We start from the raw sequence: 13,550 nt of genomic DNA on the forward strand, positions 1-13,550 counted from the left end.
TCCATATGCTCTACGTATTCGTTCTTTTTCAGTGAACTCCTGCACAAAAAAAAGTAAAGAACAACAGACCTGTTGTTCTTTACCACTTTTATCACTGATTTAAATCATAATGCTTCCCTTTTTCGAGAAAAATCAAATGTTCCCCGAAATTGGTCACATGGTCGCCCATCCGTTCGAGATAGCGGGCGATGTTTGCAAACTCATAAACATCGTTCGTTCCGACCGTCATCGTCGGTAGACTTCCGATATATTGCTTGATCACCTGTAAGTTGAGATCATCGATGACTTTGTCCATCTCATTCAACTCACGGACCCGGCTGGCTTCACCTTTACGATAGGCACGGGTGGCGAGTTCAAGCATATCGATCAACTGTTCGGCCATCTGCTTAAGCGGCTTAATGTCAAGCAAGTACGGGACGTGCTCGATTCGCGTCACGGCTTTGGCGATGTTCGTCGCGTAATCCGCGATCCTTTCAAGATCGGTCGCGGACTTCATCGTCACGATCAAGCGACGAAGATCGGTCGCGACCGGTTGTTGTTTGGCAATCAAGAGGATCGCCTGGTCGTTGATTTCAAGTTCGAGGTCGTCTAGTTCATTATCGTTGTCGATGACCGTCTGGGCGAGCGTGAGGTCTCGTTTCTCAAGTACCTCGATTGCCGTCGCCGTCTGGCGCATCGTCAAGTTCGCCAAGCGAACGACTTTCTCTTCTAGTTCGTGTAATTTAACATCAAAAAATGCGCGATTTTGTGCCATAGTAATCTCCCCCTCTTAACCGAACCGGCCAGAAATGTAATCTTCAGTCCGCTTGTCCGTTGGATTCGAGAAGATTTTATCGGTTGCGTCGAACTCGACGACTTCCCCGTTCAAGAAGAACGCCGTCTTGTCAGACACACGTGCTGCCTGTTGCATGTTGTGCGTGACGATGATGATCGAATATTGTTCTTTCAACTCTTGAACGAGCTCTTCGACTTTAAGTGTCGAGATCGGGTCAAGCGCTGACGTCGGCTCGTCCATAAGAATGACGTCTGGTTCAATCGCAAGTGTCCGGGCGATGCAAAGGCGCTGTTGCTGACCACCTGAGAGACCGTAGGCGTTCTCGTTCAAGCGATCTTTCACTTCCTCCCAGATCGCGGCGCCGCGCAGTGAGCGTTCGACAATCTCGTCGAGCACTTTTTTGTTTTTGATCCCGTGCGTACGCGGTCCGTACGCGACGTTGTCGTACACGGATTTCGGGAACGGGTTTGGCTGCTGGAACACCATCCCGACCGACGTGCGGAGGTCTTCGACTCTATAGTCACGATCAAAGATGTTACGGCCGTGGTAAAGAATCTCCCCGTTCGTGCGCACCGTCGGGACGAGTTCGACCATCCGGTTCAACGTCTTGATGAACGTCGACTTCCCACAACCAGACGGACCGATGATGGCCGTCACTTCGTTTTTCTTAATGTCGAGATTGACGTCGATCAACGCTTGATCGTCGCCGTACCACAAGTTCAAGTTGTTCACGACATAGGCGCTGTCTTTTTGCATCACGGTCTCGTTCGGTTGGGTCGTCGTTGTATTCACGTTGTGATCTCCTTTAAGCTCTGTTTGTTTCATCATCTCGAGAGTCCTCCTCGTTTACTGCTGCGACTTAATGTCGATTTGTATATTTGTTGCGGATATAGATTGCGGCCGAGTTCATCGTGATGAGCAGTGTCATCAAGACGATGATGCCGGCAGCGGCAATGTTTTGGAATTCAGCTTGTGGACGGCTCGTCCAGCTGTAAATTTGAATCGGGAGTGCTGTGAAGTCTGAAAACACATTGCTCGGTGTCGTCGAGATGAACGTCGCCGCCCCGATCATGATGAGCGGTGCCGTCTCGCCGATGGCCCGGGATACAGCCAAGATGATCCCGGTGATGATCCCTGGAATGGCTGACGGTAACACGACGTTGAACGTCGTCTGCCATTTCGAGGCACCCATTGCGAGCGACGCGTGACGCAACTCCATCTTAACGGACCGTAACGCTTCTTGTGACGCGACGATGACGATCGGCAAACTCATCAGACCGAGCGTCAGCGCACCCGTCATGACCGAGCTGCCAAATCCGGCCGTCCGGACGAAGAACGTCAATCCGAGCAAACCGAACACGATCGACGGGACACCCGCCAAGTTCGAGATGTTCACTTCGATAAACGACGTGAGCCGGTTTTTCGGTGCGTACTCTTCCAAATAAATCGCGGCACCGACACCGATGATAAACACCATCGGCACGATTAGCATCATGAGCCAAAGCGTCCCGATCAAAGCCGGATAAAGACCGGCCTGTTCGGCGCGGCGTGACGGGAAGTTGCGGAGGAAGTCGAGATTGACCCATCCGCCACCTTTTGAGATCACGTCATAAATAAGTGTCGATAAGACGAGCAAGGCGAAAACGAGCCCCGCTAAAAAGATGTATTTAAATACTTCGTTCAATCGTAGACGACTTTTAATCCGTCGCGATACGGTCTCATGGTCAATATAGTTCTTCGTATTCTTGAACTCACTGTTCGGCAAAGCCATATTAGTACTCCTCTCTGAAGCGGCGCGTCACCCAGTTCGCGAACAAGTTCATCACGAGCGTAAAGATGAATAGAAGCGCACCGACCGCATAGATACTATAGTATTCGATTGTCCCGTAACCGGCGTCACCTTTGGCGATTTGGACGATATACGCCGTCATCGTTTGGATCGCGTTGAGCGGGTTGAACTCGAAGTTCGGTTGCGACCCACCCGCGATCGTGACGATCATCGTCTCACCGATCGCTCGACTCATCCCGAGGACGATCGAAGCGATGATCCCTGAGAGCGCGGCCGGCATGACGACTTTGAGGGCGACCTCTAGACGTGTCGCTCCAAGGCCGAGTGCCCCGTCCCGAATCTTTTTCGGAACGGCACTCATCGCGTCTTCCGAAATCGACGCGATCATCGGGATGATCATGATGCCGACGACAATCCCCGGACTGAGGGCGTTATAGATCTTCAACCCTGGAATGAGCGACTGCAAGATCGGTGTGACGAATGACAAGGCGAAGAACCCGAAGACGATCGTCGGAACACCGGCGAGGACTTCAAGGATCGGCTTGAGAATCGTCCGGGCCCGTTCAGACGCGTACTCGCTCAAATAAATGGCCGACGCGAGTCCGAGCGGCACCGCCACGATCATCGCGATGAGCGTGATTTGGAGTGTGCCCATGACGAGCGCCCAAACACCGAAACTCGGGTCCGCACTGAGCGGGTACCATTCGGTCGAGCCGAGGAAGTCGCGTACCGGGACTTTTTCAAAGAACTTGAACAGTTCGAAGCCGAGCGTCAAAGCAATCCCGATCGTCGTGACGACCGAGACAAATGCGCTCAAGAATAATAAGAACGGCATGATTTTGTCAAACACGTTCGTCGTACTATATTTTTTTTGCTTATTCGCGTTAATCATCTCTCGAATCGAGAACTCATTTTTTGATTCGTTCATCTCGTTTATCGCTCCCTACCTCTTCATACTAGAAAGCATGGCGAGAAGGCGAGAGAATCTCTCACCTTCTGCCATTTGCTCTATTTATTCACCAGCGAGTTCATCAATCAGTTTAGCGTTCTCATCGTAACTTGCCTGCTCCATCGCGACATAGCCGACTTCTTCAGCAAGTGCTCCGGCATTTTCGTTCATAAAGCGTGCGAAGTTTACAACTTGTGGCTTTTCTTGCATCGATGCGTTGTTCACGTACGTGTAGATTGGACGTGAGAGTGGGTATTCGAACGACGTCACGTTCTCAGCTGTCGGCTCGATGCCGTCTACTTTCAACGATTTCAACGTGCCTTCGTTTTCAATGTAGTACGCGTATCCGAAGAAACCGATCGCATTTTTTGTTCCGGCAACTCCTGTTACGAGGACGTTGTCGTCTTCTGACAACTGTGCATCTTGGCGAACGTCTGTATCATCTAGAACTGCTTCGTTGAAGTAATCGAACGTACCTGAGTCTTTACCAGGTGAGAAGAATGAGATCTCTTCATCTGGCCAGTCCGAGCGGACGTCTTTCCATGTCTTCACGTTTGTGTCTGTCCACATCTTGTTAAGCTCATCCATTGTGATATCATCGGCCCAATCGTTCTCAGGGTTGACGACAATTGCCAATCCGTCAAGCGCGACCGCGATTTCTGTGTACTCGACACCGTTCGCTTCAGCCTCAGCCGCTTCTTCTTCTTTGATTTCACGTGATGCGTTCGAGAAGTCTGTCTCACCGGTCACGAAACGTTTGAAACCGCCGCCCGTTCCAGATACACCGACCGTTACTTCAACGTCTGGCTGTTCAGCTGAATACTCTTCAGCGACCGCTTCCATGATTGGGAATACGGTAGACGAACCGTCCATGACGACTTTACCTGAAAGTGCGTCCCCTTCGGCTCCTCCGTTTTCTTCTTCATTGTTTCCACACGCGGCACCGACGATGGCCACCGAAGTGATTGAAGCGAGTAAAGCTGATTTTTTCATCCAAGACATTTCTGACGTCCTCCTTGAGTTTGCTTTGATTTGTGTTGTGGATCTGTTGTTCTGTCCTACAATTAACATCCTAATAAACTACTATTAACGATAAATAAACGGAACGTAAAAGAATTGTAAAGATAAAAAAAGAAGCCACCGAAGTGACTTCTTTACTGGAGCTGTGCTTGGACGTCTTCTAAATCAAAATATACTTTCATGATGTCATGGGCGACGCGCGTGTTGACGCCTTCTGCCTCAAGACCTGGCATAATGATCGCCCACGCGATCTCTGGGTCGTCGTACGGAGCCCAGCCGACGTGGTTCGAGTTGAGCGTCTTGATCGGCTCCCCGTTCGCGTTTCGTTTCGCTTGGCCGTCCGGCCCTTCCGCGATCGCTTGCGCGGTCCCGGTCTTACCTGCCGCCGTCATCCCCGTCTGTTGGAGAATCCGTGACGTCCCGGTCTCGACCCCTTGACGGAAGCCTTGACGCGAACGCTGGATGAACTCGTCGCGGATATCGACTTTGTTCAGCGCTTTCGGCTGGAACGTGCTGACGACTTGTTTATTCATCTCATCGAGCGAGCCCGGTTCAATGATTTCTTTTAAAAGATGCGGTTGCACCCGATACCCGCCGTTGGCGAGCGTCGACGTATATTGCGCGAGTTGGATCGGCGTATACGAGATGAACTGACCGATCGACATATCCATCAACAGTGTGACACGGTCCGGCACGCTCCGGAAACCGATTGACTCGTAAGGAAGATCGATGCCCGTCTCGATCCCGAGTCCGAACTGTTTGTAGTAGTGCTCCATCGTATTGAACGCCTCGGTGACGTTGTCACCGACGATTTGGCCGGTCGAGTAATAATCGGCGAGCCTGAGCGCGATCTGGAACATGTAAATGTTCGATGACATGGCGAGCGCATCAAGGTCGTTGATGTTCCCCATGTTCCGGTAAGACGATTTGAGCGAAGACCCGATGCGGATCGGCGCGTCGTAAATGTATTCGCCCGGCTTGATGACTTCTTCTTCAAGTCCGAAGGCGACGGTCGCACCTTTGATCGTCGAGCCGATTTGACTCGCCCGAAGCACGGTTCCTGTCGAGACGTCTTTAAACTCGTTCGTCTCAAGATCTAACTCTTGCCCAGACAAAGCGAGCAGCTCGCCCGTCTTCGGATTCATGACGACAACGAATGCCCGGTCGAAGTGTGGGCTCCCCGAACGTCCGGCGCGGATCGCCTTCTTCAAGATCTCGTCGACTTCTTTTTGGAATTCGATGTCCGTCGACAAGATGATATCTTTTCCGGGATTACCGCTCACGCGCGTAGGCTCACCGACCGGTTGGCCTTTGTACGTCGTGAACACGTCATAAGCCGGGGTCCCGCGCAAAATATCTTCATATTGCTGCTCGAGATAAGACGTCCCGACCCGGTCGTTCAACCCGTAGCCTTTTGCCTGATACGAGGCCCGTTGCTCGGCCGGGATTTGACGATAGCTTCCGAGGAAGCTTTGGAACGTCTCTTTGAACGGATAAGCCCGCTGGTAGTATGGTTCGACGCTGACGCCGGGCAACAGCTCCAAGTTTTCTTCGATCAAAGCCATCTCTTTCGGCGACGCGCCGATCTTGATGACTTGCGGGTCTAACGCGTACCCGCTCTCCATATTATGTTTGATGGCGATGATCTCTTCGGTCGCATCATCGAACGTGATCTCTGCTTGCGTGATTGAATCAAGCAGCAACTGATCGACTTCTTGGTTCGACAAGGCGGCCCGCTCTTCTTCCGGCAGCTCGGCGAGAAGCGATTGGACTCGTTCTTGCGAACGCTCGGGATCGATGGCGATCCAATAGTCCTTGCGATCCCGTTCGGTCACTTTGCGATCTTTCTCCGGAATGTCGACAATCTTAGCAAGTTTGACCGCAACATCGAGACGCTCTTCCGTTTTCGTCACTTGGGAGCGACGGTACATGACCGAATAGTTCGAGATCGTGTCGGCCAACACTTGCCCGTTCCGATCGTAGATTTTGCCGCGAGGCACCTCGTACTTGATCTTGCTCGACTCGGTCTTTTGAACCTCTCGGGCGATCAACTCTCCGTTGACGATTTGGACGACGCCTAACCGAAAGATCAATGTCGCAAACAAGATGAAGACGATAAAGAACAATAAATTTAATCGTAACGGAAGGTGGTTACGCCGTTTTTTCGGCACTTTCACACGGTGTCTAGCCAATTCAGTTATCTCCTTCCACTTTCAGTTGCTTCTATATAATACTTTTCTGTATTTCTATTTTCAGACCCGATTTTTACTATATCATAATTTGTTTACAAATTAATGAAATGTAGAAAAAATCCCGAGATTCAACCGAATCTCGGGATTTTGTCATTATTTGGCGTCAGCGTAAAGCTTCGCGACGTAATCCCAGTCGATGACGTGGAAGAACGCTTGGATGTAGTCCGGGCGACGGTTTTGATAGTTCAAGTAGTATGCGTGCTCCCAAACATCGAGTCCAAGGATCGGCGTGATGCCTTCCATGATCGGTGAATCTTGGTTCGGTGTCGACGTGACTTCGAGCTTGCCACCTTTGACGACGAGCCAAGCCCAACCTGAACCGAAACGAGTTGTAGCGGCTTTCGTGAACTCATCTTTGAACGCGTCGAAGCTGCCGAACGCTTCATCGATCGCCGTTGCGAGTTCGCCCGTTGGCGTCCCGTTCTCGTTTTTCTTCAACAACTTCCAGAAGAACGAGTGGTTCCAATGCCCGCCGCCGTTGTTACGAACAGCTGTCTGAATGTCAGCAGGAAGCGAATCGAGTTTTTGGAGCAAGTCTTCAAGTGAAGAGTACTCTACGTCTTTTCCTTCGAGTGCATTGTTCACGTTCGTGACGTAAGCGTTGTGGTGTTTCGAATGGTGGATTTCCATCGTGCGAGCGTCAATGTGTGGTTCGAGTGCATCGTATGCGTAATCAAGTTGTGGTAATTCAAATTTAGCCATAACTAAAATCCCCCTTTAAATTGGTTTGAACAACGTTCGTTTTAAATGTAACAGATTTGTGACGGCTTACTCAATTGTAAAGGCTTATTCTACATCTTCGTCCGGCAACGCCCAGACCGAGATTGATCCTGCCGCTACTTTAAATACCCCTTTTCCATCTTCGTCAATCTCGATGATTTCATCAATCGTCTGCGTCAAGTCGACCCATTTCTCACCGGCACGATGCTCCCCGACGTACATCTGTTTCTCCGCCTCTTCGTTATTCGAGATGATGACGGCACAACCTGAACGCTCGATGTCCTCACTGCCGTGTCGGACCCAACCAATCACGTGCTCGTTATCGAAGTAGTCGTCTTGTTGCCCATACGCTTTTTCACGACGGGCGTACAGAAGCGGATCGATGGCCAGCTTCTTCCCTTCGACCGGGTGGGGCCCGTTAATGCCGTAGTAATCCCCGTAGAAAACACACGGATAACCGTCTTGGCGGAGTAAAATCAAACCGTAAGCACTCTGTTTGAACCAATCTTCGACCCATGACTCGAGCGCCTCGGCCGGCTGTGAGTCATGGTTGTCGACGAACGTGACCGAGTGAAGCGGATGGGACTGGACGAGTGTGTCGTCAAAGATGGTCCGCAAATCAAATGATGCGCCTTCGATCGAGGCACGCTGCAAATTGTAATGGAGCGGCACGTCGAACAGATCGACGTGGTAGTCGATGTTGTCTAAAAAGGCGCGGCAATCTTCGAGCTCCGACTTCCAAAACTCACCGACCAAGTAAAAGTTCTCGCCTTTTTCATCTTTCATCGCTTGGCTGAACTCTTTGACGAAATCATAGTTGATATGTTTGATCGCATCGAGACGGAAGCCATCACATTTCGTCTCTTCGATGAACCACTTGCCCCAACTTAACACTTCTTCCCGGACTTCCGGATGATGATAGTCGATGTTCGCGAACATCAAATAATCGTATACGCCGAACTCACTATCGACGTTGTCATTCCATTTTTTGTTATCGCCTAAAATGAAGAAGATACCGCTATGCTCGCTCGCCGCGTCATAGTCCGTGCCGTTGAAATGATGGAAGTTCCATTTGAACGACGAGTACTTACCGTTTCGTTCTTTATAATCAAACTTCGTCCAACCTTCGATCTCAAACGGTTCTTCCGACAATACTTTCGTCCGGTCTTCCGGGTCGACTTCTAACACGTCGAACTTCTCGGTCGCGTCGGCTCCGGCTTTATGGTTCAACACGACGTCCATATATACTTGCATCCCGAGCTCTTGGGCGTGTTTCGTCGCCTCAAGCAACTCTTGCTTCGTCCCGTATTTTGTGGCGATTGTTCCTTTTTGATCAAACTCGCCTAAATCATACAAGTCATAGACACCATATCCCGTATCCTCATCACTTTGACCTTTTGTGACCGGTGGCAACCAAAGTGCGGTGATTCCTGCTTTTTTTAATTTAGAAGCCCGTTCTTTCAATCGCTTCCAATGCTTTTGGTCAGCCGGGACGTGCCATTCAAAAAATTGCATCATCGTATGATTTCGTTCCATCTCGCTTCGCCTCGTTTCATATTTTTCAAAAACAAAATGCTAACGGATATTTACCCGCGTCTTCACTTTTAGAAACAAAAATGTAAACAAAAAAGCAGCTTTCATTAGAAAGCTGCCCTCGATGGACCCTGTAGGACTTGAACCTACGACCGGACGGTTATGAGCCGTCTGCTCTAACCAGCTGAGCTAAGGGTCCTTATTGGTAGCGGCGGAGGGAGTCGAACCCACGACCTCACGGGTATGAACCGTACGCTCTAGCCAGCTGAGCTACACCGCCACGTTGTTATACAGTAATAATATACTGAAGGAAGCCTCTACTGTCAATGAAAAGTCACACGTACGCAAAAAAGTCTTTCTACCTATAACTTAAGTAGAAAGACTTTTTTGAAACGTTAGACCGATATTTCGTTCGTTGCATCTTCAAGTGTGATTTCTGTGATGTTCATCGCATGGTCACCGATCCGCTCAAGGTTCGAGAGCATATCGACGAAGAACATACCAGCTTGGCCGTTACATTCACCTGTGTTCAAACGAACGACATGATTTTTGCGGAACTGGCGCTCGAGCATGTCGAGTTTCGCTTCCATTTCGATAACTTGACGTGCTTCGACCATATCACCGCTCGCGAGTGTTTGAAGTGACTTCTCGAGTGTGGACCGTGTCAGATCGTACATTTCCGTCAACTCTTTTTGAGCATCCGGCGAGAGCGTGATGCGCGTTGCCGTCTTATAGTCGATCAACTCGATGATGTTCTCGACGTGGTCACCGATTCGCTCGATGTCGTTGATCGCATGCATGAGCGTCTTATGCTGTTGAGATTCGTGCTCTGTCAAATCAACAGCCGCCAATTTGACGAGATAATCCGTGATTTTAGAGTTCAATGAGTTAAGAGCTTCTTCGATATGTGCCGACTTCTCAGCGTGTTTCTTGTCTCCTGACGCCAAATAGCTGCGTGCTTCGTCAAGACCGAGCTTCGCGAAATCACCCATGCGGATGACTTCATATTTGGCCTGCTCGACCGCGATTGAAGGCGACTGTTGAATGAAGATCGGGTCCAAGTGTTGCGCTTTCGTATCAACGATTGAATCTTCGCCTGGTACGAGCTTCGTCACGACCCAAGCAATCGTCCCGATGAACCAGAACTGGACGAACGTATTGACGACGTTGAACGTTCCATGGGCGAAAGCGATTTGCATTTTGTCCTCAATCGCCAATACATTTGTGATCCATAAAATATATTGTGTGAACGGCAATAATAAAATCATAAAGATTGCTGTCCCAATTAAGTTAAAGATGACGTGGGCTGCCGCCGCACGACGGGCCGCGACCGAGGCACCGATCGAAGCGAGAATCGCCGTGATCGTCGTCCCGATGTTATCCCCGAACAAGACAGGCAGTGCCGCATCGAGTTGGATCGAGCCCCCAGCGTATAGTTCTTGCAAGATCCCGATCGTCGCAGAAGACGATTGCACGATGACCGTGAACACCGTACCGACGATGACGCCGAGGAACGGGTTGTCACTCATCGATTGCGTCAAATCAATGAAATATTCACTCGAACGAAGCGGGCGCATCCCGTCTCCCATGAGTTCAAGACCGTAGAACAGCATCCCGAATCCGAAGAAGATTTGTCCGAGGTGTTGGAATTTCTCTCGTTTAAAGAAGAACAACAGAATCGCACCGACTGCGATAATCGGAAGTGCATAAGCACCAATGTCAATCCCGATGATGAACGCCGTTACCGTCGTCCCGATGTTCGCACCCATGATGACCCCGATCGCTTGACGGAGCGTCATGAAACCGGCGCTAACAAGGCCGACCGTAATGACGGTTGTTCCACTTGATGTTTGAAGTAAGACCGTGACAATGATCCCGGCTAGTACTCCGAGGAACGGATTCGATGTATACTTATCAAGGATGTCGCGGAGTCGATCTCCTGCAGACTTTTGAAGGCCGTCTCCCATCGATTTGATACCGAACAGGAAGATTCCTAATCCTCCAAAAAACATGAATAACATTTCTTGCAAATTGTATTCCACGATTTTTGTACCCCTTTTGATTGTGAATTGGTTGTGTTTAATTGGTTCTTATTGCCTTACTCATTATGCCTTCTTCCCTGAGTCGATGTAAATACGTTTAATGTTAAGGTTTTATTAACTAACTGTCTTATCTTTGTGTGATTTTAGTTTTTTGTACTATAACAGAATGGGGTTTTGTATGTATGCTTAAAACGACATCAATGTTTATCCGCCATAGCCTGCTACCTACGAAGCAAACGCTACGGCTCCGTCTGGCTCCGCTGCACGCTTATATGTTGGCGAGCCTCGTCTTTACAATCGTCGCGACTGTCTTAGATTACCTCGTCTTGCGACCCGATTTTTTCGCACCGATGTGGTTGTTTTTACACGGGTTCGCCATCTTCTTCTTCTATATGATGTGGGTCGCCGTCGCCGCCTTGTTCGTCCAACTCGTGACGAGACTTCGAATGAAGAAACCGTGGCCGTATCGGCAAGCTTGGCCTTACGCGGTCGCGATGACACTCGTCCCGACGCTCGTGCTCGTCGCCTTGTATCACGCCGTGCCCGCACTTCTATGGCTCGGCTTTGTCGTCACGATCGTCTTCTTGACCGTCCCGCTACTCCAAATTCCGCTTAAACAAAAAAACTCGGGACGGCGCTAACACGCGCTGTCCCGAGTTTTATCACGTCTTCGGTGCAAGTTCAGTAAGTACTTCCTGCAGGCGTCGACTTTGATGACCGAGGTCTGTCCCGGCTGCTTGTAACGTTGCTTGAACGTCCGTCCATACTTCGACCCCTTCGTACAATTCGTTCAACTTCCGCTCGAGCGCCAAGCCGATTTCTTTCAGTTGTTCGTTCGCTTCCGCCATGTGGAGCAACTGGCTTCCCGTTGCGGCCGTCTGATCCGTGATCGATTGGAACTCAAGCATCTGGTCGCGCACTTCGTGATTGATTTTCGCAATCCCTGCTTCAACTCGGTCCAACGTCTCACCTAGATGAAGGATATCGTCGCCGAAGCGAATCATATCGCTAAAAATTTCTTCCCGTTCGGATTTGATTTGTCCGATCGCCGCAACGGCAAGTATCGAAGATTCATTCGTCACTTTCGCTAGCTGACCGACTTCATGAGCGACGACAGCAAACCCTTTTCCGTGTTCCCCGGCACGAGCCGCTTCGATCGAGGCGTTCAGTGCCAACATCTTCGTGGCTGCCGCGACCGACAAAATCGTCTGTAGCGCTTCGTCGGCTCGTTCTGACGTTTCCGCGCTGTCGCGTAAACGTTCTTGAATACCGCCCGCCTTCTCTTTGAACTGCTCGCTCACGCCTCTGACCGAAGCAAACGAGGCAATTTCGCTCGAAATCGTTTGTTGCAGCGCTACCGCTCTCAAGTCGACAGCCGAAATATCTTGTTTGAGTGCCGTGACATGGGCCGCAATGTCCGTAAAGCGATGCGTCGATTCGCTGGTGAACGCCTGATACGATCGACTCGTCTGTTCGACCGTACTTGCGACTTCTTTAAAGGCGACAACTTGTTGTTCATTTGATGCAAGTTGCCGCATGAACGTCGGCAAGCTCGTCTCGAACGCCAAAGACGTCTCGTCCATCGTCAGCAACGATTTTTTCCACAGACCGATGAACGTATTGTATTCACGCTCTAAACTACGAATCTCGAACGACTTGGCTCCTAAGTCTACTTCTTTGAAAGCACGTGTCTCTACCGCCTCACGCAGTCGCGTCGCAAACTGCGATAACGGTCTGACTTCGCGACGGATCATCCGAGAAAATAAATAAATAATAATTCCCATCGCTATGACAATCACAGCGAAAAGCGCCTGTCGAAGTTCCCACATCGACCCAAGTACCGATTGTCTCGTGACAGCCAATACGTAATGAGCTTGTAGTTCTGGGATTGGAACCGTTGCTAAGAAGAAGTCGCCTCGTTCGATGACTGCGAGTTCGTTCACTGTCACTTCATTAAATTTGTCTTCAAGCTGCTTGCTCGCTTTTTTTCCTGTCAATTGCTCGACTTGCTCGTCTCGTATCAAATACTGACCGGCCTCGAGTCCGTCCGCTGATAAAATTGACGCCTGTTGCATATACGTCGACTTCAACGAGCGTACCAACCCTTTTTCATTTGATAGGTATGCCCCATACGTCGTTTTGACCGTCTCGCGCATGACTGTCGCTTCTCGGAGTAAGCGCTTCTCGACTTCAGCTGTCAACAGGTGTTCCGCTTTCAGCGCGAACCAACCGAACGTCGTCAAAAACAGGATGACGACAAGCGGCATCAACGTCCATTGGAGACGCCGTTCAATTTTGACTCCTTCGGGACGCCGCTGCTTCCACAGCTGTTGCAATCGCTTTAACACATCTAATCCTCACCTTTCCCAAGTTACTATTCGTCTGATATATCGGTCTTGAGACGGTGGAAAATTATGAAGGCTCTGTTAAGATAACGTTAGACTTTGTAAAGAGCACATCTCAGGAGCGC

At 50.1% G+C, this 13,550-nt stretch carries 11 protein-coding genes and 2 tRNA genes; 1 reads left to right on the forward strand and 12 read right to left on the reverse strand.

From position 1 onward, the window contains the following. Positions 1–91: 91 nt before the first annotated feature. The 11 genes from phoU to A6395_RS02570 all read right to left on the reverse strand — a co-directional run bounded on the left by phoU (position 92) and on the right by A6395_RS02570 (position 11,080). A complete protein-coding gene (gene phoU, locus A6395_RS02520; RefSeq protein WP_071397746.1) occupies positions 92–754 on the reverse strand; it encodes a phosphate signaling complex protein PhoU in 663 nt (220 codons plus the stop codon). A gap of 15 nt (positions 755–769) precedes the next feature. Beyond that, on the reverse strand, positions 770–1,531 hold the full coding sequence (pstB, locus tag A6395_RS02525) for a phosphate ABC transporter ATP-binding protein PstB (protein WP_233589588.1): 762 nt from the start codon (positions 1,529–1,531) through the stop codon (positions 770–772). 103 nt (positions 1,532–1,634) lie between these two features. Next, on the reverse strand, positions 1,635–2,546 hold the full coding sequence (pstA, locus tag A6395_RS02530) for a phosphate ABC transporter permease PstA (protein WP_071397747.1): 912 nt from the start codon (positions 2,544–2,546) through the stop codon (positions 1,635–1,637). A 1-nt stretch (position 2,547) separates the two neighbouring features. Next, a complete protein-coding gene (gene pstC, locus A6395_RS02535) occupies positions 2,548–3,492 on the reverse strand; it encodes a phosphate ABC transporter permease subunit PstC (RefSeq protein WP_071397748.1) in 945 nt (314 codons plus the stop codon). Between the two features lie 84 nt (positions 3,493–3,576). Continuing rightward, complete coding sequence (locus A6395_RS02540; protein ID WP_071397749.1) at positions 3,577–4,515, reverse strand: PstS family phosphate ABC transporter substrate-binding protein; 939 nt, start codon at positions 4,513–4,515, stop codon at positions 3,577–3,579. A gap of 152 nt (positions 4,516–4,667) precedes the next feature. Next, complete coding sequence (locus tag A6395_RS02545) at positions 4,668–6,725, reverse strand: peptidoglycan D,D-transpeptidase FtsI family protein (RefSeq protein WP_084812911.1); 2,058 nt, start codon at positions 6,723–6,725, stop codon at positions 4,668–4,670. Between the two features lie 153 nt (positions 6,726–6,878). Continuing rightward, entirely contained in the window at positions 6,879–7,487 is a 609-nt protein-coding gene (locus A6395_RS02550; RefSeq protein ID WP_071397750.1) for a superoxide dismutase, read from the reverse strand. 84 nt (positions 7,488–7,571) lie between these two features. After that, positions 7,572–9,041 (reverse strand): alpha-amylase, encoded by a 1,470-nt coding sequence (locus tag A6395_RS02555; protein WP_071397751.1) that lies wholly within the window; start codon positions 9,039–9,041, stop codon positions 7,572–7,574. A gap of 122 nt (positions 9,042–9,163) precedes the next feature. Then, a tRNA-Ile gene (locus tag A6395_RS02560) sits at positions 9,164–9,237 on the reverse strand. Positions 9,238–9,241: 4 nt separating this feature from the next. Continuing rightward, a tRNA-Met gene (locus A6395_RS02565) sits at positions 9,242–9,318 on the reverse strand. Positions 9,319–9,433: 115 nt separating this feature from the next. After that, positions 9,434–11,080 (reverse strand): Na/Pi cotransporter family protein, encoded by a 1,647-nt coding sequence (locus A6395_RS02570; RefSeq protein ID WP_071397752.1) that lies wholly within the window; start codon positions 11,078–11,080, stop codon positions 9,434–9,436. Between the two features lie 200 nt (positions 11,081–11,280). Here A6395_RS02570 and A6395_RS02575 point away from each other — a divergent pair, with 200 nt between their 5' ends. Next, complete coding sequence (locus tag A6395_RS02575) at positions 11,281–11,721, forward strand: hypothetical protein (protein ID WP_252100501.1); 441 nt, start codon at positions 11,281–11,283, stop codon at positions 11,719–11,721. A gap of 21 nt (positions 11,722–11,742) precedes the next feature. Here the strand turns inward: A6395_RS02575 and A6395_RS02580 are convergent, their stop codons facing one another. Next, complete coding sequence (locus A6395_RS02580) at positions 11,743–13,428, reverse strand: methyl-accepting chemotaxis protein (protein ID WP_071397753.1); 1,686 nt, start codon at positions 13,426–13,428, stop codon at positions 11,743–11,745. Positions 13,429–13,550: the final 122 nt, after the last annotated feature.

Source organism: Exiguobacterium sp. SH31, from assembly GCF_001816105.1.
GTDB lineage: Bacteria > Bacillota > Bacilli > Exiguobacteriales > Exiguobacteriaceae > Exiguobacterium > Exiguobacterium aurantiacum_A.